20 protein-coding genes are annotated in these 25807 nt (G+C 67.0%); 7 read left to right on the top strand and 13 right to left on the bottom strand.

Annotation, left to right across the window (positions count from 1 at the left end; translation table 11 throughout):
* Positions 1 to 65: 65 nt before the first annotated feature.
* Complete coding sequence (locus tag RTY46_RS17440) at positions 66 to 701, top strand: LysE family translocator (RefSeq protein WP_049433140.1); 636 nt, start codon at positions 66 to 68, stop codon at positions 699 to 701.
* Between the two features lie 167 nt (positions 702 to 868).
* Here RTY46_RS17440 and RTY46_RS17435 read toward each other — a convergent pair whose 3' ends face one another.
* From RTY46_RS17435 to RTY46_RS17415, 5 genes are all read right to left on the bottom strand, one after another.
* Positions 869 to 1888 carry a ribonucleotide-diphosphate reductase subunit beta gene (locus tag RTY46_RS17435; protein WP_312709970.1) on the bottom strand — a complete coding sequence of 340 codons (1020 nt, stop codon included), beginning with the start codon at positions 1886 to 1888 and terminating at the stop codon, positions 869 to 871.
* A 130-nt stretch (positions 1889 to 2018) separates the two neighbouring features.
* On the bottom strand, positions 2019 to 4403 hold the full coding sequence (locus RTY46_RS17430) for a ribonucleoside-diphosphate reductase subunit alpha (RefSeq protein ID WP_049433138.1): 2385 nt from the start codon (positions 4401 to 4403) through the stop codon (positions 2019 to 2021).
* A 532-nt stretch (positions 4404 to 4935) separates the two neighbouring features.
* Positions 4936 to 5196 carry a hypothetical protein gene (locus RTY46_RS17425; RefSeq protein ID WP_049433137.1) on the bottom strand — a complete coding sequence of 87 codons (261 nt, stop codon included), beginning with the start codon at positions 5194 to 5196 and terminating at the stop codon, positions 4936 to 4938.
* Positions 5197 to 5400: 204 nt separating this feature from the next.
* Positions 5401 to 6501, bottom strand: a complete 1101-nt coding sequence (gene zapE / locus RTY46_RS17420; protein ID WP_312709969.1) for a cell division protein ZapE — start codon at positions 6499 to 6501, stop codon at positions 5401 to 5403.
* Positions 6498 to 7169 carry a CocE/NonD family hydrolase gene (locus tag RTY46_RS17415; RefSeq protein ID WP_312709968.1) on the bottom strand — a complete coding sequence of 224 codons (672 nt, stop codon included), beginning with the start codon at positions 7167 to 7169 and terminating at the stop codon, positions 6498 to 6500. Before RTY46_RS17415 ends, zapE begins: the two co-directional genes overlap by 4 nt.
* A 43-nt stretch (positions 7170 to 7212) precedes the next feature.
* Here RTY46_RS17415 and RTY46_RS17410 point away from each other — a divergent pair, with 43 nt between their 5' ends.
* The gene (locus RTY46_RS17410; protein WP_312709966.1) at positions 7213 to 8070 is read left to right on the top strand and encodes an EamA/RhaT family transporter; all 858 of its coding nucleotides are present in this window, start codon (positions 7213 to 7215) and stop codon (positions 8068 to 8070) included.
* Between the two features lie 57 nt (positions 8071 to 8127).
* Here the strand turns inward: RTY46_RS17410 and RTY46_RS17405 are convergent, their stop codons facing one another.
* From RTY46_RS17405 to RTY46_RS17395, 3 genes are all read right to left on the bottom strand, one after another.
* Entirely contained in the window at positions 8128 to 9573 is a 1446-nt protein-coding gene (locus tag RTY46_RS17405) for an ExeM/NucH family extracellular endonuclease (RefSeq protein ID WP_312709965.1), read from the bottom strand.
* A gap of 249 nt (positions 9574 to 9822) precedes the next feature.
* Entirely contained in the window at positions 9823 to 10341 is a 519-nt protein-coding gene (locus tag RTY46_RS17400) for a c-type cytochrome (protein ID WP_108751833.1), read from the bottom strand.
* Between the two features lie 196 nt (positions 10342 to 10537).
* The gene (locus tag RTY46_RS17395; protein ID WP_312709964.1) at positions 10538 to 11152 is read right to left on the bottom strand and encodes a TetR/AcrR family transcriptional regulator; all 615 of its coding nucleotides are present in this window, start codon (positions 11150 to 11152) and stop codon (positions 10538 to 10540) included.
* 158 nt (positions 11153 to 11310) lie between these two features.
* Here RTY46_RS17395 and RTY46_RS17390 point away from each other — a divergent pair, with 158 nt between their 5' ends.
* The 3 genes from RTY46_RS17390 to RTY46_RS17380 are packed head-to-tail and all read left to right on the top strand — an operon-like array spanning position 11311 to position 16119.
* Entirely contained in the window at positions 11311 to 12474 is a 1164-nt protein-coding gene (locus RTY46_RS17390) for an isovaleryl-CoA dehydrogenase (protein WP_312709963.1), read from the top strand.
* Positions 12475 to 12484: 10 nt separating this feature from the next.
* On the top strand, positions 12485 to 14095 hold the full coding sequence (locus RTY46_RS17385; protein ID WP_312709962.1) for a carboxyl transferase domain-containing protein: 1611 nt from the start codon (positions 12485 to 12487) through the stop codon (positions 14093 to 14095).
* Between the two features lie 41 nt (positions 14096 to 14136).
* Positions 14137 to 16119, top strand: a complete 1983-nt coding sequence (locus RTY46_RS17380; protein ID WP_312709961.1) for an acetyl/propionyl/methylcrotonyl-CoA carboxylase subunit alpha — start codon at positions 14137 to 14139, stop codon at positions 16117 to 16119.
* 18 nt (positions 16120 to 16137) lie between these two features.
* On the opposite strand, the gene RTY46_RS17375 is transcribed toward RTY46_RS17380, so the two are convergent.
* Positions 16138 to 17322 carry a putative peptide maturation dehydrogenase gene (locus RTY46_RS17375; protein WP_312709959.1) on the bottom strand — a complete coding sequence of 395 codons (1185 nt, stop codon included), beginning with the start codon at positions 17320 to 17322 and terminating at the stop codon, positions 16138 to 16140.
* 101 nt (positions 17323 to 17423) lie between these two features.
* Between RTY46_RS17375 and RTY46_RS17370 the strand changes: the two genes are divergently transcribed.
* Positions 17424 to 17726, top strand: a complete 303-nt coding sequence (locus RTY46_RS17370) for an NHLP-related RiPP peptide (RefSeq protein ID WP_312709956.1) — start codon at positions 17424 to 17426, stop codon at positions 17724 to 17726.
* Here RTY46_RS17370 and RTY46_RS17365 read toward each other — a convergent pair.
* The 4 genes from RTY46_RS17365 to aceB form a co-directional block, all read right to left on the bottom strand.
* Entirely contained in the window at positions 17667 to 20234 is a 2568-nt protein-coding gene (locus RTY46_RS17365) for a putative peptide modification system cyclase (protein ID WP_312709954.1), read from the bottom strand. The genes RTY46_RS17370 and RTY46_RS17365 overlap by 60 nt on opposite strands.
* A 15-nt stretch (positions 20235 to 20249) precedes the next feature.
* Positions 20250 to 21290 (bottom strand): GGDEF domain-containing protein, encoded by a 1041-nt coding sequence (locus RTY46_RS17360; RefSeq protein ID WP_312709953.1) that lies wholly within the window; start codon positions 21288 to 21290, stop codon positions 20250 to 20252.
* A 293-nt stretch (positions 21291 to 21583) separates the two neighbouring features.
* Positions 21584 to 22885: an isocitrate lyase gene (gene aceA / locus RTY46_RS17355; RefSeq protein WP_312709951.1), complete on the bottom strand. Its 1302-nt coding sequence runs from the start codon at positions 22883 to 22885 to the stop codon at positions 21584 to 21586.
* 70 nt (positions 22886 to 22955) lie between these two features.
* Positions 22956 to 24578 carry a malate synthase A gene (gene aceB, locus RTY46_RS17350; RefSeq protein ID WP_312709950.1) on the bottom strand — a complete coding sequence of 541 codons (1623 nt, stop codon included), beginning with the start codon at positions 24576 to 24578 and terminating at the stop codon, positions 22956 to 22958.
* 110 nt (positions 24579 to 24688) lie between these two features.
* On the opposite strand from aceB, the gene RTY46_RS17345 reads away from it, so the two are divergent.
* Positions 24689 to 25657 (top strand): LysR family transcriptional regulator, encoded by a 969-nt coding sequence (locus RTY46_RS17345; protein ID WP_312709948.1) that lies wholly within the window; start codon positions 24689 to 24691, stop codon positions 25655 to 25657.
* Positions 25658 to 25807: the final 150 nt, after the last annotated feature.

Below are 25807 nucleotides of genomic sequence, written 5' to 3'. Positions count from 1 at the left end.
GCAATTTTAAGGCAGGCCCGAGCGGCCGGGGCTACACTGCGCCACGCCCACCGCACGGACCGCCCATGCCCGCCGCTTCCGACCTGCTCGCGTTCGCCCTGCTGTCGCTGGGCATGGTCCTCACCCCAGGCCCGAACATGGTCTATCTGGTCTCGCGCTCGATCTGCCAGGGCCGCCGTGCCGGGCTGGTGTCGCTGGGCGGCGTGGCGGCGGGCTTCGTCTTCTACATGCTATGCGCGGCGCTGGGCATCACTGCGCTGCTGATGACCATTCCGCTGGCGTATGACGCGCTGCGCCTAGGCGGTGCACTCTACCTGCTGTATCTGGCGTGGCAGGCGGTGAAGCCGGGCGGGCGCTCGCCGTTCGCGGTGCACGCGCTGCCCGCCGACAGCCCGCGCAGGCTGTTCACGATGGGCTTTCTGACCAATCTGCTGAACCCGAAGATCGCGGTAATGTACCTGTCCCTGCTGCCGCAGTTCCTGCACCCGGACGGCCACGGCAGCGTGCTGGCACAGTCGGTGGTGCTGGGCTTCACCCAGATCGCGGTCAGCCTGGCGGTGAACACGGTGATCGTGCTGATGGCCGGCAGCATTGCGGCGTTCCTGGCCGCACGGCCGAGCTGGCAGGCCGCGCAGCGCTGGCTGATGGGGACGGTGCTGGCCGGGCTGGCGGTACGCATGGCGGTGGAAGGGCGGCGTTAGCCGTTCTTTGTAGAGTCGAGCCATGCTCGACTGCTGTTCGCGAAGATCAGTCGAGCATGGCTCGACTCTACAAAAGCACGGCAGCCAAGCATGGGCTTGGCTCTACAGAAACAAAAAACCCCGGCATTGGCCGGGGTTCTTCGTTGCAACCGGGGTGACCGCTTCGATCAGAAGTTCATGTCGAAGGCGACTTCGCCCTGCACGCCGACCTGGTAGGCCGAGACGCGGCGTTCGAAGAAGTTGGTCAGTTCCTGCACGTCCTGCAGTTCCATGAACGGCAGCGGGTTGCGCACGTTGTACTTCTTTTCCATGCCCAGCTTGGCGAAATGCTGGTCGGCGCAATGCTGCAGGTACTGGCGCATGTCGCGGGTGGAAATGCCGGCCACGCCGCCGGACAGCACGTCCTCGGCGAACTGCACTTCGCACTCGATGGCTTCGGCCAGCATGTCGTAGACCTGCTGCTTCATTTCATCGTCGAACAGGTCCGGCTCTTCCTCACGCACCACGCGCACCGATTCGAACGCGAAGTCCATGTGCGCGCTCTCGTCGCGGAACACCCAGTTGGTGCCCGAGGCCAGGCCCGGCAGCAGGCCACGCGAACGGAAGTAGTACACGTAGGCGAAGGCAGCGAAGAAGAACAGGCCTTCGATGCAAGCGGCGAAGCAGATCTGGTTGAGCAGGAACTGGCGGCGCTGTTCGCGGGTCTCGATGCGGGTCAGGCTCTGGATCGAGTCGATCCATTTGAAGCAGAAGTCGGCCTTCTTCTTGATCGAGTCGATGTTCTCCACCGCCGAGAACGCCTTGGCGCGCTCTTCCGGATCCGGCAGGTAGTTGTCGAGCAGGGTCAGGTAGAACTGCACGTGCAGCGCTTCTTCGTACAGCTGGCGCGACAGGTACATGCGCGCTTCCGGCGCGTTCAAGTGCTGGTACAGGTTCAGCACCAGGTTGTTGGACACGATCGAATCGCCGGTGGCGAAGAACGCAACCAGGCGGTGGATCAGGTGGCGCTCACCCGGCGACATCTTGCTGTGCAGGTCGGTGATGTCGATCTGGAAGTTGATCTCTTCCACCGTCCAGGTGTTCTTGATCGCGTTCCGGTACATGTCATAGAACTGCGGGTAGCGCATCGGGCGCAGGGTCAGTTCGAAACCGGGATCGAGCAGCATCTGCTTGGGCGTGTCGGCCATGGGTGTTTCCTTGTCTTCTCGGGTCAAAACGCCGGGCATGGCCCGGCGCTACCTGGGTGTTTCCGTGCGGCAGCCGAGCATGGCTCGGCTCTACAGGTGCGAGGTGCCGGCGGGGCCGGCACGGCGCGTTTTATTGGCAGGCCTCGCAGGCTTCCGGGTTTTCCAGCGAGCAGGCCACCGCTTCGGTCGGGGTGTACGTGCTGACCGTGGTCTTGGCGATCTTGGTGGCCGGACGCGAGCGCAGGTAGTAAGTGGTCTTGACGCCCTGCTTCCACGCGTACATGTACATGGACGACATCGCACCGATGTTCGGGCTTTCCATGAACAGGTTGAGCGAGGCCGACTGGTCGATGAAGGCGCCACGCTCGGCGGCCATGTCGATCAGCGAACGCATCGGCAGTTCCCATGCGGTGCGGTAGACCTGGCGCAGGGCTTCGGGAATCTGCGCCAGGCCGGCAATGGAACCTTCGGCCAGCTTGATGGCATCGCGCATGTCGGCGGTCCACAGGCCCAGCTTCTTCAGCTCGTTCACCAGGTAGCGGTTGACCTGCAGGAAGTCACCGGACAGGGTTTCGCGCTTGAACAGGTTGGAGACCTGCGGTTCCACGCACTCGTAGCAACCGGCGATCGAGGCAATGGTGGCGGTCGGGGCAATCGCGATCATCAGCGAGTTGCGCAGGCCGTGTTCCTTGATGCGCTCGCGCAGGGCGTCCCAGCGGGCGGTGTCTTCGGGCACCACGTTCCAGGCGTCGAACTGCAGTTCGCCGCTGGCGGCACGCGTGTCGTTGAACGACGGGTGCTTGCCGCGTTCCTGGGCCAGCTCCGAGGAAGTTTCCAGGGCGTGGAAGTAGATCGTTTCGGCGATCTTCTTCGACAGGGCGCGGGCTTCGGCGCTGTCGAACGGCAGGCGCTTGCGGAAGAACACGTCCTGCAGGCCCATGCAGCCCAGGCCGACCGGACGCCAGCGCAGGTTGGCGCGGCGGGCGGTTTCGATCGGGTAGAAGTTCAGGTCGATCACGCGGTCGAGCTGGCGCACGGCCAGGCGCACGGTCTCGGCCAGCTTCTCGAAATCGAACTCGTTGTGCTCGTCGAAGTGGTTGCCCAGGTTGATCGAACCCAGGTTGCACACCGCGGTTTCATCGTTGGACGTGACTTCCAGGATTTCCGTGCACAGGTTGGACAGGTGGATCACGTTGCCCGGGCGCAGGGTCTGGTTGCTGGCGCGGTTGCACTTGTCCTTGAAGGTCATCCAGCCGTTGCCGGTCTCGGCGAGGGTACGCATCATGCGGGCGTACAGCTTGCGCGCCGAGATGGTGCGGTTGGCCTTGCCCTGCGCTTCGGCCTGCACGTAGGCCTGTTCGAAGGCTTCGCCGAACAGATCGGTGAACTCCGGCACGACGCGCGGATCGAACAGCGACCATTCCTGGTCGGCCTCGACGCGCTTCATGAACAGGTCCGGCACCCAGTTGGCCAGGTTCAGGTTGTGGGTGCGGCGGGCTTCGTCACCGGTGTTATCACGCAGCTCCAGGAAGTCCTCGATGTCGGCGTGCCAGGTTTCCAGGTACACGCAGGCCGCGCCCTTGCGCTTGCCGCCCTGGTTCACCGCAGCCACGGACGAATCCATGGTCTTCAGCCACGGCACGATGCCGTTGGAATGGCCGTTGGTGGACTTGATGAGCGAACCACGCGAACGCACGCGGGTGTAGCTGACGCCGATGCCGCCGGAGAACTTCGACAGCTGGGCGATGTCGCCGTACTTGGAGTAGATCGATTCCAGCGAATCCTGCGGCGAATCCAGCAGGAAGCACGAGGACAGCTGCTCGTGGGTGGTGCCGGAATTGAACAGGGTCGGGCTGGACGGCAGGTAGTCCAGGTTGCCCATGCGCTTGTACAGCGCCAGGGTCTCGGACACGTCCTCGCTCAGCGCGCTGGCGATGCGCAGGAAGAACTGCTGCGGGGTCTCGATCACCTTGCGGGTGTGCGGGTGGCGCAGCAGGTAGCGGTCGTACAGGGTACGCAGGCCGAAGTAATCGAAGTTCAGGTCCAGCGAGATGTCGATGGCATCGTTGAGCTTGCGCGCGTTGGTCTGCACGAAGTTCAGCAGGCGATCGTTGATCAGGCCCACTTCGTGGCCACGGCTGACCGACTGCGAGAAGGCGTAGATTTCCTGGCCCGACACTTCCTTGGCGATGTAGTTGGCCAGCAGGCGCGCCGCCAGGCGGCCGTACTCGGGCTCTTCACCGATCAGCAGGGCGGCGGTGCGGATGGACAGTTCGTCCAGCTCGCGGGTGGTGGCGCCGTTGTACAGGCCGGAAATGGTACGGGTGGCCACACGCATCGGATCGACCGCGTGCAGGCCTTCGGAGGAACGCTGCACCGCGCGCACGATCTTGTTCAGATCCACCAGCTCGGTCGTGCCATTGCGCTTGGTCACGCTCATCGCGTTGGACGTCGGCGGCGACGTCAACAGGAATTCGCTTTCCTTTTCGATGGTGGCGCTGGATTCGGTGGTCACGGCGTGTGTCCTCTTGGCGTGATTGGGGGTGCTCGATGCATCGGGTGACGCGACCTGGGACCTGACGCCCCAGAGTGGCAGGAGGGCGTCGCAGGGATTGAGACCCTGCGCCTGCCACTGCCGGTGACGGTCGCGGAACAGTACTGCCGGGGACCCCGGCACTTGGGGTCACTGCGACCGACGGCCACAAGATAGTGGGGGTAGAGGGGGCCGTCAACGCCAAATGTAGTGAAATCTGGTAATCCCTTGCGGCGCAAGGATCATGCCATCGGCGGCGCGTTTGGACGCTTAAGACCTGCTGGAACCGGCTGCGCAGTCAATACCGAAAGGCGTCACAAGGGCGGTACAACGTGCTGCGGAAACGGAACAATGACAGCTTCACATGACAGTGATGAAGCTGGCTAGGGACAACCCTGTGGATAGGTGGTGGGCAAGCCGGTATGGGGCGGTGGGAACCGGCCGGGGCCGGGGCGACCAAGGGCGGCCGGGGCCGCCCGCGCGAACGAGCCGGGGCTTTTGCCGAGGAACCCAACTACTCCTCGATCAACCCCAGGGCATCGCCCAGACTTTCTACAAACTGTGCCCGCTCACCTGAATACGCCGTTGAGATGCTCTTGAACTGTGAGCACAAAGAAGATCTGGACTCCGCGCCCATCATTTGCAGTGTCGAGGCCAATTGCTCGAGCGCACGCATGGCGGCATCCGGATCCAATACATCATCCGGCGAAAACTCGAAAAAGATTGCAAGTTCAACGATGGCCCGCGCCACGTGCTTGTCGATGTCCTGGCTCATCGGGAATTCTCTGGGCTCTGTCTGCTCGAAATTCAGCTGGCACTTCCCAGCATACAGTTGACTCAGACTGGCCCGGCACGCCAGGTAGAGTCGAGCTTGCTCGACTGCTTTTGGCACCGCGCGCAGAGCAGTCGAGCAAGCTCGACTCTACGAAGCCGGGCGGCCGGGGCGACCAGGGGCGGCCGGGGCCGCCCGCGCCACGGCTTACGCCCGGTGCGGGGTGCCCAGGTATTCGGCGCTCTGCATTTCGATCAGGCGCGAGGCGGTGCGTTCGAAGGCGCCCTGCAGGCGCTGGCCGCTGTACAGCTCGATGGGCGAGGTGCTGGCGGTGCAGACCAGGTTGACGTGGCGGTCGTACAGTTCGTCGATCAGGTTCACGAAGCGGCGCGCGGCATCTTCGTTCAGGCGGTCGAAGGCGGGAATGCCGCCCAGCAGCACCGTGTTGAACTCGTGCGCGATCTCGATGTAATCCGACGGGCCGCGCGGGCCTTCGCACAGGGCGGCGAAATCGAACCAGGCAATGCTCTTGCCCCGGGCCCGCACCGGAATCTTGCGGCCCTCGATCTCGATGTTGCCGGCCTTGGCCGCCTGCCCACCGCTCAGCTCGCCCCAGCGGCTGGCCAGCCAGTCGTCGCTGTCGGCGGCCAGCGGCGCGCGGTACACCGGCGAACGGGTCAGCGCGCGCATGCGGTAGTCCTCGGTGCCTTCGGCATACAGCTCCACGCAGAAGCGCTGCAGCAGGCCGATGGCCGGCATGAAGCTCTCGCGCTGCAGGCCGTTCAGGTACAGGTTCTCCACCGCGGTGTTGGAGGTGGTGACCAGGGTCACGCCCTCGGCGAACAGGCGCTCCAGCAGCCGCGCCAGCAGCATGGCATCGCCGATGTCGGTCACGAAGAACTCGTCCAGCACCAGCACGCGCAGGTTGCTGCGCCATTCCTGGGCGATCTTCGCCAGCGGGTCGCTCTGCCCCTGGTGCTCGCGCAGGCGCTCGTGCACGCTGCGCATGAAGCGGTGGAAGTGGGTGCGGTACTTCTGCTTGATCGGCAGGCCGTCGTAGAACAGGTCCACCAGGAAGGTCTTGCCGCGCCCCACCCCGCCCCAGAAATACAGGCCCTTTACCGGCTCGGGCTTCTTCCAGAACGAGGACAGGCGGTCCAGCCAGCCGTCGTCGGCACTGTCCAGCAGCCCCAGGTGGATCCGGTCCAGCTCGGCCAGCGCCGCGTGCTGGGCCGGGTCGTTCTGCCAATCGCCGCGGGCCACGCCGGCGGCATAGCGCTGCGAGGGGGTCTGCACCGCCTCGTTCATGCCGCCGCGCCCAGCCAGTGCTTCACGCCGTGGGTAAGCGCGCCGCGCAGGTCGATCAGCTTGCGGTGGAAGAAGTGGCTGGTGTCGGGCATGCGCACCAGCTCGTGCGGCGCGCCCAGGGTGTCCAGCCACTGGTAGACCGCCTGCGGGTCGACGATTTCATCCTGTTCGCCCTGGATGACCAGCCAGCGGGCCGGCGGCTGCACGCCGTCGAAGTCCCAGCGGCCGGCCGGCGGTGCGATCGAGATCAGCGCCTCCGGCTGCAGCTCACCGGCCGCCTTCAGCGAAACGAACGACCCGAAGCTGAAGCCGGCCAGCCACAGGCGATCCTGCGGGCGCTGGCTGCGCACCCAGGCGGCGACGGCCTTCAGGTCGTCCTGTTCGCCGTTGCCATGGTCGAAGTCGCCGGCCGAACCGCCCACGCTGCGGAAGTTGAAGCGCACCGTGGCGATGCCCTGCTCGCGCAGGGTGGTGGCGGTCATGGTCACCACTTTGTTGTGCAGGGTGCCGCCTTCGGTGGACAGCGGGTGACAGACGATGGCCACGATCGGCTGCGCCGGCACGTCGGCCTTGGGCAGGTCGACCACCACTTCCAGCGGACCGGCCGGGCCGTCCAGTTCAAGACAGGCGGTTTCGCCGGGAGCAACGGGGAACGAGGGATTGCGCATGGCAACATGATACCGTCCCCCGCCCCTGCCCTGTGCCTGCCCCATGCTCTACGTGTCCCTGGCTGTGATCTGCAGCGTGCTGGTGTCGGTGCTGTTGAAGCTGGCCGGGCGGCGCGCACTGGACGTGCCGCAGATGGTGACCTGGAACTACCTGGTAGCCGCCACCCTGACCGCCGCGGTGCTGCAGCCGCCGCTGGATGCGCTGCGCGCGCCGCATGCGCCGTGGGCCGCGCTGCTGGCGCTGGCGGTGGTGCTGCCGACCATCTTCCTGGTGCTGGGCCGCGCGGTGGCGGTGGCCGGCATCGTGCGCAGCGATGTGGCGCAGCGCCTGTCGCTGCTGCTGTCATTGGCTGCGGCCTTCCTGTTCTTCGGCCAGACCGCCACGCCGTGGAAGCTGGCCGGGCTGGCGCTGGGTCTGGTCGCGATGGTGGCGATCAGCCTGCGCCCGCGTGGGCCGGCCGTGGCCGCCTCGCCCGGCGGCTGGGGCTGGCTGCTGGGGGTATGGGGCGGGTTTGCGGTGGTGGACGTGCTGCTGAAGCAGGTGGCGCTGTCCGGTACGCCATCGATGGCGGCGGTGCTGGCCAGCTTCAGCGTGGCCTTCGTGCTGATGCTGGCGCTGCAGCTGTGGCGGCACTTCAGCGGCCGCAGCCGGCTGGCGTGGCGCAACCTGGGCGCCGGCGCGCTGCTGGGCCTGCTCAATGGCGGCAACATTCTCTTCTACGTGCACGCGCACCAGTCGATGCCGGACAGCCCGGCCACGGTGTTCGCCGGCATGAACATCGGCGTGGTGGTGCTGGGCGCGCTGGTGGGCGTGTTCGCCTTCGGCGAGGCCACCACGAAGTGGAACCGCGCCGGCCTGGCGCTGGCGGTGCTGGCGATCGGCTTGATCGCCTGGGGTTAGGCAGGCCCCGGGGTCAGAGCCCATTCCGTTGGAATGGGATCCGACCCCGCCCGTACCTTATTTGTCGAAGCCCAGCAGCAGCGGGTCGTGGTCGGAACTGCGCCACGGGCCCTGCACGTTGCGGCCCTGGTAGCCGCTGGCGTCCTGCTCGTCGGCATTGCTGTGCCATTCGGCGGCGCCGGCCAGGCGCTGGGCCATGCTGGCGCTCAGCAGCGCGTGGTCAAGGCGGCCGCTGTAGCCGTTGTAGACGTAGCTGTAGGGGTGTTCGACCTTGGCCACCTTGAACGCATCCTGCCAGCCCAGGTCGTGCAGGGTGCGGATCGGGTCTTCCATCGCGTAGGCATTGAAGTCGCCCAGCAGCACGATGTCCTTCACCTTCAGGCGTGCGGCTTCGGCGTTCACCCACTGGTTGAGCTGGCGCGCCGATTCCACGCGGGTGGCGTTCCAGCAGCCCTGCCCATCGTTCTGGTCGGCGTCGGCAGCGCTGGCATCGCGGCAGCCCTTCGACTTGAAGTGGTTGGCCACCACCATGAACGTCGCGCCCCTGCCCTGGAAGGCCTGCGCCAACGGCGCGCGGCTGTGTTCGGCGAACGGGCCATCGACCTTGGTCAGCGGTCGGCCCAGCGGCTTGAACGCACCGCGCTTGTAGATGATGCCGACCCGGATCGGATTGCTGCCCGGGCCTTCGCCGGCGTCAACGAACGCCCAGTGCTGCGTGGCGGGCAGGCCGGCGTTGAGCGCGTCCACCAGTTCGGCGATGGCCGAGTGCGGACCGTAGCCGTCGTTTTCCAGTTCCATCAGCGCGGCGATATCGGTGTCCAGGGCGCTGATCGTGGCCACCAGCTTGGCCACCTGTGCCTTGTGTTCGTCCAGCGTGCGCGCACCGCGCAGGGTCGGGAAGCCGCCGCCCTGGCCGTCGCCGTTGAAGAAGTTTTCCAGATTGAACGCGGCGATGTGCAGGCTGCCCGGCACCTGCGGCACGGCCGGGCGCTGCAGTTCCGGCAGCTGCAACGTGCCATCCACCTGCAGGCGGGCGCGGCCCTGCGCGTCCACGCGCACGGTGCCTTCCACGTTGCGCAGCTGCATGCCGGTGCGCAGCACCGGATTGCCCGGCAGGTAGGCCACACTGCCAGGGTCGCGGGCATCGCTGCCGTCATCGAGCAGCAGGCGGCGGCGCTGGTTGTCGGCCATCACCTGCTCACTGCCCGCGGTCCCGGGTGCGGCCACTTCGCTGGGCTGCCACAGGCGGCCATCGAAGGCCACGGTCAGCTCGCCGAAGCGTTCCAGGCCGTCGGTGCCGGCAAGCGTGAGCGGCGCGGCGATGCGCACATGCTGGCCCTGCAGGGTGCGCCAGTCGGCCGGTGCCGCGGTAAGCACCACGGTGGCGCTGCTGCGCGGGGCCGGGCTGGCGGCCGGGGCCGGCGTGGCCTGCGGCTGGGCCTGGGCGAACGCGGCGGTCGGCAGCAGCAGGGACAGAGCAAGGGCGAGGGAACGGCGGCGCATCGACTCACGACTCCATGAATTGAGGCGCACAGACTAACCCTGAAATGCGAACCCCCCGCGACGCGCGCGGTTTTGGCCTTGGCCGGCAAAGCGGACGGGGGGTGCGACAGGGAAAACCGGGACGGCCGGCGGGTAGAGTCGACTGTCAGTCGACCATCGCGCGCAACGCGGGCGTCTCGGTGGCATTGGGAAGGGCAGTCGACCAACGGTCGACACTACCGGGCGTTTCGCCGTTCGCCCGTCCGGCCGTTATTTCAGGTTGCCCAGCATCCAGTCCACGGTGGCGTGGATCTGCTCTTCGGTCAGCGCCGGGTTGCCGCCCTTGGGCGGCATGATGCCGCCATCCGGCCCGGTGTAGCCCTCGATGGCGTGCTTGTAGAGGGTGTCCTTGCCCTGGGCCAGGCGCTGGTCCCAATGCGCGTGGTCCAGGGTGGGGGCCTGGCCGACACCGGTGGTGTGGCAGGCGGTGCACAGGTTGTCGAAGATGACCTTGCCATCGGTGGTGCCGCCATAGGCCACCTGGGCGGCGGCCTTGGCCAGCGCGGCGGCCTTGGCCGCGGCCTGCGCGGCCGCGCCGGTGCTGCCGGCGTACACCGCACCGGTCGGCGCGATGCGCAGCTCGGTGCGCTTGGCGGCGGTGGGCGACACTTCAGGCGGAATACGCGTGTGGATGTACGCGGCCAGCAGGATCAGGCCCAGGGTGATGGCAGCCAACAGGGCGATCACCATGGAAAAGCGTTTCAGGAACTCCAGATCGTAATTCCGCACTCTTCGTTACCCCTGGCTGGTAGTCGTGGGACCACGGCTGAGCGACTGCGTGTAGGGGCGAGTATAGAACGCGCTTCGGGCGCGACAACAGGCGCCCGTGCTGGTGCGGCGCAACATGCGGCCGCACGCGGGCAGCGCCGGGCCATGCCCGGCGAACAGAAACCGTCGAGCAAGGGCAGTCGAGCATGGCTCGACTCTACAAGAGCGGGGCGCCGACGGCGCGCAGGCAGAAGCTGCAGATCGCGTCCACCAGTGCGTCTTCGTCGCGGTGTGCCTCGCGGCTGGGTGCGGTGGGGCCGACCATCGCTTCGGTGAACGCCCCCACCAGGCAGGCGGCGGCGGCATGGGTGTCCTGCGCCGGCAGTTCGCCGCTGGCCACGCCTTCTTCCAACAGGCGCAGGAACACATCGCCGAAGGCGCGGCGCCCGCGCATGCGCTCGGCTTCCACGTCCGGGTCTACCGGCTCGACGATGAAGGCATGGGCCAAGCCCGGCCCGGCCAGGGCGCGGCGCACGAAGGCGGTGATGGCCAGGCGCAGGCGCTCGCCCACCCGGCCCGGCTCGGCGGCAATGCGCTCCATGATCGCCACTTCATGGGCCACGGCCGCGTTCAGTACTTCCACGAACAGCTCGGCCTTGGACGGGAAATGGCGGTAGATCAGCCCGGTGGACATGCCGGCCTGGGTCGCCACCGCGGTCACCGGGGCGTTGCGCCAGCCGCCAGCGGCCACCAGCGCACGGGTGGCCAGCAGGATCCGTTCACGGGCCCCCGCCAGGCGTTCTTCCATCAATGCAGAGCGTTTGTAGGCCATGTTCTGATTCTAGTTTCAATTTTTGAATTTGTATTCACTTCTTCATTGAACCCCGCTACGCTGGGCCCGAATCGCCCGTGCGGGGCCTGCCTTCAACAGGCCCCGCTCCCCCTTCACGGGTGCGTCCATTCCCCACCTTCCCTCGTGGAGCCACCGCAATGCACGTGCCATCCCTGAACTTCGATCTTGGCGAAGAGATCGACCTGCTGCGCCAGAGCGTGGCCCATTTTGCCGCCGCCGAGGTCGCTCCGCTCGCCGCCGAGGCCGATGCCAGCAACCAGTTCCCGCTGGCACTGTGGCCGAAGCTGGGCGAACAGGGCCTGCTGGGCCTGACCGTGGAAGAAGAATACGGCGGCACCGGCATGGGCTACCTGGCCCACGTGGTGGCGATGGAAGAGATCTCGCGCGCTTCGGGTGGCATCGGCCTGTCCTACGGTGCGCACTCCAACCTGTGCGTGAACCAGCTGCGCAAGAACGGCAGCGAGCAACAGAAGCAGCGCTTCCTGCCCGACCTGTGCAGCGGTGCCAAGGTGGGTGCGCTGGCGATGAGCGAGCCGGGCGCCGGTTCGGACGTGGTGTCGATGAAGCTGCGCGCGGACAAGCGCGGCGACCGCTACGTGCTGAACGGCAACAAGATGTGGATCACCAACGGCCCCGACGCCGACGTGCTGGTGGTCTACGCCAAGACCGACATGGAGGCCGGCGCCAAGGGCATCACCGCTTTCCTGGTGGAAAAGGGCATGAAGGGCTTTTCCACCGCGCAGAAGCTGGACAAGCTTGGCATGCGCTCCTCGCCCACCTGTGAACTGGTGTTCCAGGATTGCGAAGTGCCCGAAGAAAACGTGCTGGGTGCCATCGGCGGCGGCGTGCGCGTGCTGATGTCCGGCCTGGATTACGAGCGCGTGGTGCTGTCCGGCGGTCCGCTGGGCCTCATGGCCGCGGCCATGGACGTGGTGATGCCCTACGTGCACGAGCGCCACCAGTTCGGCGAGGCGATCGGCAGCTTCCAGCTGATCCAGGCCAAGATCGCCGATATGTACGTGGGCCTGGGCGCCTGCCGCGCGTACGTCTACGCGGTGGCGCGCGCCTGCGACCAGGGCCGCACCACCCGCCAGGATGCCGCCGGCGCCATCCTGTATGCCGCCGAAAAGGCCACCTGGCTGACCGGCCAGGCGATCCAGATCCTGGGCGGCAACGGCTACATCAATGAATACCCGACCGGCCGTTTGTGGCGCGACGCCAAGCTGTATGAGATCGGCGCCGGCACCTCGGAAATCCGCCGCATGCTGATCGGCCGCGAACTGTTCCAGCGCACCCTGTAAGGCCACTGCGATGACCGTACTGAACACCCAGCTGCAACCGGGCAGCGACACGTTTGAAAGCAACCGCGCCGCCATGCAGGCCGTGGTGGACGATCTGCACGCCACCCTGGCGCGCACCGCGCTGGGCGGCAGCGAGGCAGCACGCGCCAAGCACACCGCGCGCGGCAAGCTGCTGGTACGCGACCGCATCGACGCCCTGCTCGACCCGGGTAGCGCCTTCCTGGAAATAGCGCCGCTGGCCGCGCACGGCATGTATGACGATGCTGTGCCCGCAGCGGGCGTGGTGGCCGGCATCGGCCGGGTGAGCGGCGTGGAGTGCGTGATCGTGGCCAACGATGCCACGGTGAAGGGCGGCACCTACTACCCGGTCACGGTGAAGAAGCACCTGCGCGCACAGGAAGTGGCCGAGCAGAACCGCCTGCCCTGCATCTACCTGGTCGATTCGGGCGGCGCCTTCCTGCCGCTGCAGGACGAGGTCTTCCCCGACCGCGATCATTTCGGCCGCATCTTCTACAACCAGGCCAACCTGTCCGCGCAGGGCATTCCGCAGATCGCCTGCGTGATGGGCAGCTGCACCGCCGGTGGTGCCTACGTGCCGGCCATGAGCGATGAAACGGTGATCGTGCGCGAACAGGGCACGATCTTCCTGGGCGGCCCGCCGCTGGTGAAGGCCGCCACCGGCGAGGTGGTGAGCGCCGAAGAACTGGGCGGCGCCGACGTGCACACGCGCATTTCCGGCGTGGCCGACCACATGGCCGACAACGACCTGCAGGCACTGGCACGGGTCCGCGCGATCATCGCCCAGCTGAACTGGCGCAAGCCGGAACCGGCAATGGCCGTGCAGGCACCCGAAGAACCGCTGCTGCCCGCGCAGGAACTGTATGGCGTGATTCCCGCCGATACGCGCAAGCCCTACGACGTGCGCGAAGTGATCGCGCGCCTGGTTGATGGCTCGCGTTTCGATGAGTTCAAGCCACGCTACGGCGCCACCCTGGTCACCGGCTTTGCCCATCTGAACGGCTACCCGATCGGCATCATCGCCAACAACGGCATCCTGTTCTCCGAATCGGCCCTGAAAGGGGCGCACTTCATCGAACTGTGCACCCAGCGCAACATCCCGCTGGTGTTCCTGCAGAACATCACCGGCTTCATGGTTGGCCGCAAGTACGAACAGGGCGGCATCGCCAAGGACGGGGCCAAGCTGGTGATGGCGGTGGCCTGCGCCAAGGTGCCCAAGTTCACCGTGGTGATCGGCGGTTCGTTCGGTGCCGGCAACTACGGCATGTGCGGCCGCGCCTATTCGCCCAACTTCCTGTGGATGTGGCCCAACGCGCGCATCGGCGTGATGGGCGGCGAGCAGGCCGCCAGCGTGCTGGCCACGGTGAAGCGCGATGGCATCGAAGCCAAGGGCGGCCAGTGGCCGGCTGAAGAGGAAGATGCATTCAAGGCGCCCATCCGCGAGCAGTTCGAACAGCAGGGCCACCCCTACTACGCCAGTGCCCGCCTGTGGGATGACGGCGTGATCGATCCGGTCGATACCCGCCGTGTGCTGGCTCTGGCGTTGTCGGCCAGCCTGAACGCCGCCCCGCAGCAGACGCGCTTCGGCGTGTTCCGCATGTAACCCATGCCATGACCGAGCACGCTCCCATGAAGCCCGTTGCCATGTTCACCAAGATCCTGATCGCCAACCGTGGCGAAATCGCCTGCCGCGTGATCGCTACCTGCCGTCGCCTGGGCATCGCCACGGTGGCCGTGTATTCCGATGCCGACCGCACCGCGCGCCACGTGCGCCTGGCCGACGAGGCCGTGCATATCGGCCCGGCCGCCGCGCGCGACAGCTACCTGCGCGGCGACGTGCTGCTGGACGCAGCGCGCCGCACCGGTGCGCAGGCCATCCACCCCGGTTATGGCTTCCTGTCCGAGAATGCGGACTTCGCCGATGCGTGTGCGGCTGCGGGCATCACCTTCATTGGCCCGCCGGCCAGCGCCATCCGCGCGATGGGTGACAAGAGCGCGGCCAAGGCGCTGATGGCCCAGGCCGGCGTGCCGCTGACCCCGGGCTACCACGGCGACCAGCAGGCACCGGCCTTCCTGCGCGAACAGGCCGATGCCATTGGCTACCCGGTACTGATCAAGGCCAGCGCCGGCGGCGGTGGCAAGGGCATGCGCAAGGTTGAACGCAGCGACGATTTCGTCGATGCGCTGGCCAGCTGCCAGCGCGAGGCCGCATCGGCCTTCGGCAACGACCATGTGCTGGTTGAAAAGTATGTCGAGCGCCCGCGCCACATCGAGATCCAGGTGTTCGGCGATTCCCACGGGGATGCGGTCTACCTGTTCGAGCGCGACTGCTCGGTGCAGCGCCGCCACCAGAAGGTGCTGGAAGAAGCACCGGCGCCGGGCATGAGCGCCGAGCGCCGCGCGGCCATGGGCAAGGCGGCCGTCGATGCCGCGCGCGCGGTGGGCTATGTGGGCGCCGGCACGGTGGAGTTCATCGCCGGCCCGGAGGGCGATTTCTACTTCATGGAAATGAACACCCGCCTGCAGGTGGAGCATCCGGTGACCGAGTTCATCACCGGCACCGACCTGGTGGAGTGGCAACTGCGCGTGGCGGCCGGCCAGCCGATGCCGCTGCGCCAGGAGCAACTGGCCATCCATGGCCACGCCATCGAGGCGCGCCTGTATGCCGAAGATGCCGACCGCGGCTTCCTGCCGTCCACCGGCACCCTGCGCCGCCTGCGCCTGCCGACGCCGTCAGCGAACGTGCGCGTGGATACCGGCGTGGACGAAGGCGACAGCATCACCCCGTACTACGACCCGATGATTGCCAAGCTGATCGTCTGGGACGTGGACCGCGATGCCGCGCTGCGCCGCATGAGCCAGGCGCTGGCCGACTGCCAGGTGGTGGGCGTGACCACCAATGCCGGCTTCCTGCGCCGGTTGGTGAACACCGATTCGTTCGCCAACGCCAAGCTGGATACCGCGCTGATCGGACGCGAGCAGGCCGCACTGGATGCGGTGGGCGATACCGATGACGATCTGTGGCAGCTGGCGGCCGTCGCGGCCGTGGCCAGCGCCACGCGTGCGGGCAGCGATGCCCGCGATCCGCATTCGCCCTGGCAGGCGCAGGATGGCTGGCGCCTGGGTGCCGCCGCAGCGCGCGTGCTGCCGCTGCAGCAGGGCGAGCGCACACGCACGCTGAAGGTGTGGACGCAGGCCGACGGCTGGCGCGTGCAGTGCGATGACGCGGCGCCGGCAACGCTGATCGGCACCGCCGATGCACAGCAGCTGACGTTGCAGGTGGGTGACCGGCGCCGGTCGGCGCAGCTGCTGCGCGACGGCGATCAGCTGTTCCTGTTCGATGCCGCGGGCCAGCACCGCTTCACCCTGCACGATCCGGTTGCCGAATCGGACACCGCCAGCGCCGATGCCGGCAGCCTGCTGGCACCGATGCCGGGCAGGATCGTGGCCACCCTGGTCCAGGCCGGCACCCAGGTGAAGCGCGGCACGCCACTGGTCGTGCTGGAAGCCATGAAGATGGAGCACACCCTGCAGGCGCCCGCCGATGGCACGGTGAAGGGCTACCGCGCCAAGGCCGGCGACCAGGTGGGGGATGGTGCGGTGCTGGTGGATTTCGAAGCGGGTTGAGGACGGGCGGACGCGCGCTCAGTTGGCGCGCGTCCATACCTGGCCGGCTGGGTCCAGCTCAGCGGCGTGCATCGTCGCCCCACGCCATCCGAACCCACAAATGGCCAGCGCGCCTTCAGTCAGTGGATCCAGAGCGAACACCCGCTCCAGCGGGCGCTCATTGATCGCGCCGGTAATGAAGGCGCCCAGCCCCAACTCCGTAGCCGACAGATACAGAGTCTGGGAAATGTGGCCAGCCTCGAGGGTTATCACCCGATAGCCTTTGTCGTGCCGCCGGTACTTCCAGAAGGTGCGCTCGAACGCGGCCACCAGCACGACCAGGCAGTGCGCGTTGGCGAACCAGTCCTGCTGGCTGACTGCTTCCAGCGCCAGCGCAGGCAGCTCCGCGGCGTCGAAAGGCAGTGCCACCAGCTGGTGGCTGTCTGCGAGGTAGCGGTAGAGTCCCGGCGCGATACCTTCAACGTTCTGCACGATCAAGCACGCTGATGTCGGGTGCAGCCCTCCTCCAGAGGGTGAATTCTTCTTGTCGAATACCAGGCCACCACGCTGCACCCGCGCCTGCACGCCAAACGTGCGTGCCAGGAGCGTGGAAAACAACGACAGCGGCAGCGCGCGCGCTGCATCGAAGTTGCGACACGTGGCCCGTCGATGCAGCAGGGCATCAAATTCAGTCTGCAGGGCCGCCGGCAGGTCACGAACCTCAGCGGCATCGGGCAGGACCCGATCAGAAGGCGGCTCACCGTGGCGTTCCCGCAGGCCGGCGGCCGTGTCGATGCCGGCCGTGCGAGCATCGGCCACCGAGTCCACGCCATTCCACCGTGTGAACGCGTGCAGCAGCGCCGCCAACGGGTGCCAATGCACACGCCGCAGGCGGGCATCATCGAATGCAGCGGCGGGAACCGCAGTCGAGGCGCCCTCCTGGCCAGCAGTAGTGTCCTGCACCACCAGACCCTTCCCGATCAGTGCCTGGAGATTCGCATCCTCTGCCAGCGCACTGTGTTCGGTCCATTGGCTGGGGCTGAGGCTGCCCAGCAGATCACGCGCGGATGCGCTGATTTCCACTGGGGCCGGCAGGTGCGGGGCCAACGCATACCAGCGCAGGGTACGGGTGACGCCTCCTCGTCCGGACAGCAGCTCTGCCAGTGCGAACGCAACTTCCTCACGCGGCTCGAAGAACAGGATGGCACAACGTCGAATACGCATGGGGTCACGCCACCTTCAAGAGATTGCCTTGGCTTGCCGATAAGTTCGCCAACATGCCGCGCGCACTTCTGCGTGCGGATTCAGTCGACAGGGGAACATCCGTGAGCACCGAAGGCAACAACCCGCAGTCCCATCCGGCCTTTACGACCGAATTCGCCAACCACCTGCTGGATCTGCTGTCCAGCGATGACGCGTTCCGTGCACTCTTCGCAGATGATGCGCACGCAGCCCTGCTGCAGGCCGGGCTGAGCGATGCGGAAGCTGACGCCGCCCTGGTGGGTGACAGTTGTCTGCGCCCGGAAGCCTTGGCCAGCAAGGAAGAGATCTCGGCAGCGCGCGATGCGCTACTGGAAAGCATGACGTCGCAGACCGCCCACACTGTTCCCTTCTGCCTGCTGACCTGACGTTTGCCTGACCACCGTCGCCGGCGCTGCAGGCACGTCTGCAAGGTCGGCGACATTCATCACCATGAAAGCCTGCGCGGCAATCGGATCGCCATAGGCGCGTCCGCGATTCTGCAGCAGCCACTGCTGTTCACGCGCGGACTGCTTTGCCTGGCCCAACGCCTTCCGTGCATCGCGCATGGCCACATGCCACTGCACCAGGTCCTGCCCCTCTGCCAACGCCTGCAGCAGTTGTACGCTGCCCTGTGCATTGTTCTGCAGGCGCAACTGGTCGGCCCTGACGATATTCCACAGCGCGTCGTTGCGCGGGTGGCCGGATGCCTCCACGACCTGCGCCAATCGGCGTAGTTGGGTGGCATCAAGCGCGAAACCCGCATACCGCTGCTGCAATCGGGCGGCAGCCAGGGCGATGCCTGCCAGGTCGTCGCGTTCCTCGCCCGTTGCACGGGTGGCCGAGCGCAGCGCCTTCTGCAGCAGCGCATCGGCCTGCTGCCGCGACGGTGCCTGACCGGCACGGTAGCGAGCCACCATTGCGCCCAGCTTCAGCGGTACCGACATCACGTCTCCCTCTGCGGCAGCCTTGCTGATGCCTTCGTCGGCGACAACGATCGCCTCGTCCGCATGGCCAGCGCCAATGAGCGTCGCCGCCCAGTCCAGGTGCAGCAGGAAATCCTCCGGATGCGTGCGCGCCCGCGCCTGCGCCATTCGCAATGCCTGTTCGGTCCTGCCCAGCGTGGCCAGCACTGACACGTGGCGTCGATTGGGCGAGGTGGACCCGATGCGTTCGGATTCGACCAGGTCGCGCAGAGCGCCTTCGTGGTCCCCCATCTGCTGGCGGATACGCGCGGCCAGCTCACGCGAAAAGTGCCGCGTGGCCTCCTTGGCCTGGGCGGCCTGATTGGCCGCGCGCAACGCATCCTGCGAGTGGCCCTGCACGAACATCGCCCAGGCGTAGTTCTGCTGCGCCGCCGGAATATCCGGATAGACCTGAGCCAACAGCCGCCATTTTGCGGGCGCATGCAGCGCCGGCTGCTCGCCGAACTCGGCCTGCCATGCGTCGATGTACAGACGATCGCGTACAGGCAGGTGGTCACGAAGTGCTGCAGCCTTCTGCATCCACGGCTTGGCCTGTGCGGCTTCGCCTTGCGCCATGTACGTCAGCATCACGCCCACGTAGGCCAGCGCGAACTGCGGGTCCACGGCCAGCGCCTGCATGTGGAGCGTACGCGCGTCGTCCATGTCGCGCGCGACGTACGCCTTCCGGGCAAGCGCATAGATCTTCAGCGCGTCCAGGCTGGAAGTGGCGACTGCAGGCAATGCATCGCCGCGTGCCTGCATCGCACTGGAAGCTTCACCCAGCTTGTCGCGCACTTCGCGGGAGACGCCGTCAACAGCCTCCAACAGGTCGTCCACCCCCCTGGCGTCGCGTGCAACCAGGTACACGGTGCGCCTGTCGGCCGGATCGACGACTTCGGCGGACACCCGCAGGCGCCCGCCCACCTCGGCCACCACCGGCAGGATCAGGGCACGTGCGCCGTCCCGCACGGCAATTTCACTTCCCAGCGCACGATCAACTCTGGCGGCGCTCGGCTGCTGCATGCGTTCCAGCGCCTGACTCACCGCCACGTCGCTGATGATGTTCACGTGCTGGGACTGTTCCAGACTGATCCGGAACGCCTGGTCCAGAGAATCGTCAAGAATGTGGTTCCCGGTGAGGTTGCGGAAGCCACCCACCACCACCCAATCGCGCTCGGCGAAGGCAATGGCCGGCTGCGGCCGGGTCAGGAACCAGCCCCCCACCAGCAGTGCGGCAACCACGCCGACCTGTGCGGTCATCACCAGCGGCTGGCGCCAGAGCGGTATGTCCCGCGTTGCCTTGCCACTCTGCCGCGGGCGGCCGGGGGCCACCGCAGTCGGGTCCTGCAGGCCGAACACTTCCATCGACTGCGCCACGCCCTTGAAGCGCCAGCGCCCGTACGACTTCCATTTCAGCCCCTGCCCGGCGTCGCCCAGTTCGTGCACGGCGCGGCGCGCCATCGACTCGGCAGCAGCCGACAGCAGCAATTGCCCGGGGCGTGCCAGCTGCATCAGGCGCGCGGCCATGGGCTTGGCCAAGCCTTCCACTTCCACCGGCTTTGCACCCAGGGCGATCGACTCGGCGCTGTTGTTCCACAACAGCACTTCGCCCACGTGCAGGCCCATGCGCGCGCGCAACAGGATCGAGCGCTTGCCACCCAGCGCCTGCAGCCCGCGCTGGTAATCCAGGGCGAAGCCGAGCGCATCCACCGGCCGCTCGAACAGCATGAACAAGCCGTCGGAGCGATCGATCTGCTGGCCGTTCCAGCGCTGCTGCAGGGCCATCACCAGGCGGTCGTGGTCCTGGAACAATTCAGCGGCGGCGGTATCGCCCATCCGCTCCACCAGCTCGGTGGAATCACACAGATCAGTGAACAGCAGTGCCCGCAGTTGCGTGGTGTGCGGGGTCGACGTTCCGGTGTCGCCGTTCATCACCTGGGTCTCCGCTCATTGTCCGTCCGGGCCGTGGGCCCATCGCAGGCAGTTTCCGCCGGCGCGCTTGGCTTCGTAAAGCGCCCGATCGGCACCGGCATACCACTCGCTCCAGTCGGCCTCAGGTACCAGCATGCTGACGCCAATGCTGGCCAAGCTGACGTGCGGGGTGCCGTGGCCGCGTTCCAGCAGGCCGTGCACGGCGCTGAGGATGAACTCGGCGGCGTGCTGTGCGGCCTCGCGGTCGGCGCGGCGCAGGATCAGGCAGAACTCATCGCCGCCCAGGCGGCAGGCCAGATCGTGTTCGCCGGCCATTGAACGCAGGATGTTGCCCATGCTCTGCAGCACGCGGTCGCCGGCCTGGTGACCATGGCGGTCGTTGATCTGCTTGAAATGGTCGCAGTCGATCAGCAGCAACGCCTGCGGCGGGCCGTCGGGGTGCGCGCGCGATTCCTTCAGGTACAGGGTCAGGCCGCGGCGGTTGTGCAGTCCGGTCAGTTCATCGGTACGCACCAGCTCGCGGGTATGGGTGAGCTGGTGGGTGGTGATGTACAGGTTGTCCAGCGCGGTTTCCAGGTCGTGGTTGCGCCGCCGCAGCTGGCTTATCAGCGCCTGTTCGTTGGCAAGCACGCGCATGATCGTGCGCCGCAGGAACTGCGCCACCAGGCCGGGATCGGCATCGACCAGGCGCTGGAAGGCATCCGGGCCCAGTTCCAGCACCGTGCAGTCGCTCATCGCGCGGGCGCCGGCGCTGCGGGCGTGGTTGCCCATCAGCAGGCCCAGTTCGCCGAAGAACTCGTGGCGGCCCAGGGTCTTCACCAGCAGGTCCTCGCCGAAGTCCAGTTCGATCTGGCCTTCCAGGATGACGTACATGCTCTGTCCCGGGTGCCCGCGCAGGAACAACCACTGGCCGGCCGGCAACGGGCGCGGCTGGGCAAACTGCGCGAACAGGGCCACTTCAGCGTCGGAAAGCACGGCATGCGTCATCCCGGCCATCGCCGCTGCGGCGATACCGGATGTGATGTCTGATGTCTCGGCTGAACCCCTGCCGGTCATTCCCTGCCGCCAGCGTCCCCTGGTGAGCAGCGGAGCATAGCACCGCTTGAAACTGTGCGCCGCTTCTCATTTTGCGTCAAATCGCCGCAGATCCCGGTCGGTTGCCCCGCGCGGCGCCTATTCAGCTGACACAGTGCTCAGTTCGCTTACAACAACGCCGGCAGGTCCCCCGACCTGCCGGCGTCGTCTGGCCCTTCCCTGGCCACCCTGATCGGGGGTCGTAGGCCGGTGCCGACCGGATTACGTCAGTCGAGCAAGCTCGATGTTACGTGGCGGTGCCGGCCGGTTTCGGCTCAGGCCGCGCGTTCGCTGCGCCCACCGTGGAACTGCTCTTCCTCGGTCGAGCCGGTCAGCGCGGTGGTCGAGGACTGCCCCTGCTGGATCGCCTGGGTCACCGCATCGAAATACCCAGTGCCCACTTCGCGCTGGTGCTTCACGGCGGTGAAACCACGCTCGGCGGCTTCGAATTCGGCTTCCTGCAGCTCCACGAAGGCACTCATCTGGCGGCGTGCGTAACCGTGGGCCAGGTTGAACATGCCGTAGTTCAGCGCGTGGAAGCCGGCCAGGGTGATGAACTGGAACTTGTAGCCATAGCTGCCCAGCTCGCGCTGGAACTTGGCGATGGTGGCGTCGTCCAGGTTCTTCTTCCAGTTGAAGCTGGGCGAGCAGTTGTAGGCCAGCAGCTTGCCGGGGAACTTCGCATGGATCGCCTCGGCGAACTTCCGCGCGAACTCCAGGTCCGGCTTGCCAGTCTCGCACCACACCAGATCGGCGTAGGGGGCGTACGCCAGGCCGCGGCTGATCGCCTGGTCCAGACCGTTGCGGGTCTTGTAGAAGCCTTCCACGGTGCGCTCGCCGGTGGTGAACGGGCGGTCGTTGGCATCGATGTCGCTGGTCAGCAGATCAGCCGCTTCGGCATCGGTGCGCGCCACCAGCAGGGTCGGCACGCCCAGCACGTCGGCGGCCAGGCGCGCGGCGTTGAGCTTCTCGATCGCCTCGCGGGTCGGCACCAGCACCTTGCCGCCCATGTGCCCGCACTTCTTCACCGAGGCCAGCTGGTCCTCGAAGTGCACGCCGGCGGCACCGGCTTCGATCATCGCCTTCATCAGCTCGAAGGCGTTGAGCACGCCGCCGAAGCCGGCCTCGGCATCGGCCACGATCGGCTGCAGGAAGTCGATGTCATCCTTGCCTTCGGCATGGTGCAGCTGGTCGGCGCGCAGCAGGGTGTTGTTGATGCGCTTGACCACCGCCGGCACCGAATCGGCCGGGTACAGCGACTGGTCCGGGTACATCTGACCGGCCAGGTTGGCATCGGCGGCCACCTGCCAGCCGGACAGATAGATCGCCTTCAGCCCGGCCTTGACCTGCTGCATGGCCTGGTTGCCGGTCAGCGCGCCCAGCGCATTGACGAACTCACGCTCGTGCAGCGACGCCCACAGCTTCTCCGCGCCCAGCCGCGCCAGCGAATGCTCGATGTGGACGGTGCCGCGCAGGCGCACCACGTCGGCAGCGCTGTAGTTGCGCTGGATGCCTTCCCAGCGCGGGTGGGTGTCCCAGTCGTGCTGGATCTGTTCGGCAGTGGGCAGCGTGCTCATGTCTTTCTCCAGTTCGGTTCGTGCAGCGGGTGCAGCGGGGAAGGAAGCGGCGTGGGAGCGCGTGCAGCGGTCAGTCGATGCGCGCGTACGCCGGCAGGGTCAGGAAATCGGTCAGGTCGTTGCTGCGGCTCAGCTCGCCCAGCAGGCTGATGGCTTCGGCAATGCGGCCGCCGCCGGGCAGCGCGCTGGTATCGCCCAGTCGTGCCGGCAGCTGCGCCAGGATGGTGTCGAGCAGGCCCAAGTCGATGGCGGTGCCATCGTCCAGCTGCTGCCCCGGCGTGTGCAGCCACTGCCACAGCTGGCTGCGACTGATCTCGGCGGTGGCTGCGTCTTCCATCAGGTGGTGGATCGGCACGCAGCCGTTACCGTCCAGCCAGGCGGCCAGGTAGCGCACGCAGACTTCCACGTTGCCCTCGAAACCGGCGCGGGTGATGCTGCCCGGCGGCCGTGCGATCAGCTCGTCGCGGCCCACACGCACGTCCTGGCGCAGCACGCTGTGCTGGTTCGGGCCGGGCATGTGTTCGTCGAAGATTGCCTGCGCCACCGGAATCAGCGCCGGGTGCGCGACCCAGGTGCCATCGTGGCCGGCGCTGACTTCGCGCAGCTTGTCGGCGCGCACGCGGGCCATGGCCTGTTCGTTGGCCGCGGCATCATGGTTGATCGGAATCTGTGCGGCCATGCCGCCCATCGCATGCGCACCACGGCGGTGGCAGGTCTGGATCAGCAGTTCCGAATAGGCCTTCAGGAACGGCTGGGTCATGGTCACCTGGCCACGCTCGGGCAGTACCCGGTCGGGGTGGCGGCGGAAGGTCTTCAGGTAGGAGAAGATGTAATCCCAGCGCCCGCAGTTCAGGCCGACGATGCGGTCACGCAGCGCGTGCAGGATCTCGTCCATCTCGAACACGGCCGGCAGTGTTTCGATCAGCACCGTCACCTTGATCTGCCCGTGCGGCAGGCCCAGCATGCCTTCGATGTGCGACAGCGCGGTTTCCCACAGCGCGGCCTCTTCCATGCTCTGCAGCTTGGGCAGGTAGAAGTACGGGCCGCGATCCTTGGCCTGCAGCGCGCGGGCGTTGTGGAAGGCGAACACGGCCGCGTCGAACAGGCCACCGGCCAGCGGTTGGCCGTCCACGGCCACGTGCTTTTCGTCCAGGTGCCAGCCGCGCGGGCGCACGATCAGCACCGCCTGTTCCTCAAAGGGGCGCAGGGTGTAGTGCTTGCCGTTGGCGGCGGTGAATTGCAGATCGCCGCGCACGGCGGCGGCCAGCGACTGCTGCCCGGCCAGCAGGTTGCGCCAGGTGGGCGAGGTGGAATCCTCGAAGTCGGCCATGAACACCTTGGCGCCGGAGTTCAGCGCGTTGATGACCATCTTCGGATCGGTCGGTCCGGTGATCTCGACGCGGCGGTCCTGCAGCGCGGCCGGCAGCGGGGCCACGGTCCAGTCGCCGCTGCGGATCGCGGCAGTGTCAGTGCGGAAGTCCGGCAGGCCGCCCTGGTCGAAGAACGCCTGGCGCTCACGACGGGCCTGCAGCCGCGCCTGCCGACCCGGTTCCACCGCGCGGTGCAGCGACACCAGCAGGGCCAGCAGCGGCGCCGGCAGCACGGTGTCCTGGCCGGCCAAGCGGGTCGCCAGGGCGATGCCGGGGGTGGCCTTGGCCGGGGTGGAGGGAACGGCGGAAGCGACGGCGGACATGGGGCAACTCCAGCGGTGGGGGAACGCCCCCAAAGTGCCGCCGCGCCCCAGTATTTGGCAAAACAGTTTTTGCAATGCTTTACATAAAACGTGCTAATACTTATGACGCCATGCCCACACGCAGCCCGCCAAGTCCTCGTTTTTCCTACAAATCCGACCGGCTGAAGCCGCTGCGCGCGTTCTGCCAGACGGTGCGCCTGGGCTCGGTCTCACGGGCAGCTGAGGCGCTGTTCGTCAGCCAACCGGCCATCAGCCTGCAGTTGCAGGCGCTGGAACGCGAGCTGGGGGTGCCGCTCTTCGAGCGCAGCGGGCGGCGCCTGGTGCCCAGCCGCGAGGGCCAGCTGCTGTACGAGATGGCGCAGCCGCTGGTGGAAAGCCTGGACGGACTGGAGGCACGCTTCCGCGACAAGGTGCGCGGGCTGGACGCGGGCGAACTGAACATCGCCGCCAACAGTTCCACCATCCTGTACCTGCTGCCGAAGATCGTTGAACGCTTCCGCCAGCACCATCCCGACGTGCGCCTGACCCTGCACAACGCGATCAGCGCCGACGGCACCGACCTGCTGCGCGAGGATGCGGCCGACCTGGCCATCGGTTCGATGACCGATGTGCCGGCCGACCTGACCTATGCGCCGGCGTACCGCTTCGAACAGGTGCTGATCGCCCCGCACGACCATCCGCTGGCTGCGGGCGGCGAGCTGGAACTGGCCGATATCGCGCGCTACCCGCTGGTGCTGCCGCCGAAGCGGCAGATCACCTACCGGCTGGTGGACCAGGTGTTCCAGCGCCACCGCATTGCGTACACGGTGGCGCTGGAGGTGGGCGGCTGGGAGGTGATCAAGCAGTACGTGGCGATGGGCATGGGCATTTCCATCGTGCCGGCGCTGTGCCTGCACGAAAGCGATGGCGAGCGGCTGGCGGCGCGGTCGATGAAACGCTGGTTCCCCGAGCGCAGCTACGGGGTGATCGTGCGACGGGGCAAGGCGTTGTCGGCGCAGGCGCGGGCGTTCATCGACCTGGTGCAGCCGGAGTTGTTCAGCCCACGCGATTACGACCAGGGCGGGCATTCGGAGCGGTAGGGGGGTGTGGGTTGCAGGGCTGCCGCCCTGCACCTGCAGAAGCCAGTGCAACGGCAACAGCCGACTATCCGTGGATGGCGGGGTGGTGTGGGTGGGCAGGACACGCCGCAAGTACGTCCCTGTAGGCTCGTAGGCGCCATCCATGGCGCC

This window comes from Stenotrophomonas sp. (assembly GCF_032056425.1).
Taxonomy (GTDB): domain Bacteria; phylum Pseudomonadota; class Gammaproteobacteria; order Xanthomonadales; family Xanthomonadaceae; genus Stenotrophomonas.
This window is presented reverse-complemented; position numbering and strand designations above follow the sequence as displayed.

What these genes read in the sequence shown, in the direction of transcription:
- aceB (WP_312709950.1), bottom strand. Translation starts at nt 24,578, where the DNA reads ATGTCCGCCGTCGCTTCCGCCGTTCCCTCCACCCCGGCCAAGGCCACC.
- RTY46_RS17435 (WP_312709970.1), bottom strand. Translation starts at nt 1,888, where the DNA reads ATGGCCGACACGCCCAAGCAGATGCTGCTCGATCCCGGTTTCGAACTG.
- RTY46_RS17415 (WP_312709968.1), bottom strand. Translation starts at nt 7,169, where the DNA reads ATGCGCAATCCCTCGTTCCCCGTTGCTCCCGGCGAAACCGCCTGTCTT.
- RTY46_RS17385 (WP_312709962.1), top strand. Translation starts at nt 12,485, where the DNA reads ATGACCGTACTGAACACCCAGCTGCAACCGGGCAGCGACACGTTTGAA.
- RTY46_RS17440 (WP_049433140.1), top strand. Translation starts at nt 66, where the DNA reads ATGCCCGCCGCTTCCGACCTGCTCGCGTTCGCCCTGCTGTCGCTGGGC.
- RTY46_RS17360 (WP_312709953.1), bottom strand. Translation starts at nt 21,290, where the DNA reads ATGACCGGCAGGGGTTCAGCCGAGACATCAGACATCACATCCGGTATC.
- RTY46_RS17375 (WP_312709959.1), bottom strand. Translation starts at nt 17,322, where the DNA reads ATGCGTATTCGACGTTGTGCCATCCTGTTCTTCGAGCCGCGTGAGGAA.
- RTY46_RS17365 (WP_312709954.1), bottom strand. Translation starts at nt 20,234, where the DNA reads ATGAACGGCGACACCGGAACGTCGACCCCGCACACCACGCAACTGCGG.
- RTY46_RS17395 (WP_312709964.1), bottom strand. Translation starts at nt 11,152, where the DNA reads ATGGCCTACAAACGCTCTGCATTGATGGAAGAACGCCTGGCGGGGGCC.
- zapE (WP_312709969.1), bottom strand. Translation starts at nt 6,501, where the DNA reads ATGAACGAGGCGGTGCAGACCCCCTCGCAGCGCTATGCCGCCGGCGTG.
- RTY46_RS17380 (WP_312709961.1), top strand. Translation starts at nt 14,137, where the DNA reads ATGTTCACCAAGATCCTGATCGCCAACCGTGGCGAAATCGCCTGCCGC.
- RTY46_RS17405 (WP_312709965.1), bottom strand. Translation starts at nt 9,573, where the DNA reads ATGCGCCGCCGTTCCCTCGCCCTTGCTCTGTCCCTGCTGCTGCCGACC.
- RTY46_RS17425 (WP_049433137.1), bottom strand. Translation starts at nt 5,196, where the DNA reads ATGAGCCAGGACATCGACAAGCACGTGGCGCGGGCCATCGTTGAACTT.
- RTY46_RS17390 (WP_312709963.1), top strand. Translation starts at nt 11,311, where the DNA reads ATGCACGTGCCATCCCTGAACTTCGATCTTGGCGAAGAGATCGACCTG.
- aceA (WP_312709951.1), bottom strand. Translation starts at nt 22,885, where the DNA reads ATGAGCACGCTGCCCACTGCCGAACAGATCCAGCACGACTGGGACACC.
- RTY46_RS17345 (WP_312709948.1), top strand. Translation starts at nt 24,689, where the DNA reads ATGCCCACACGCAGCCCGCCAAGTCCTCGTTTTTCCTACAAATCCGAC.
- RTY46_RS17410 (WP_312709966.1), top strand. Translation starts at nt 7,213, where the DNA reads ATGCTCTACGTGTCCCTGGCTGTGATCTGCAGCGTGCTGGTGTCGGTG.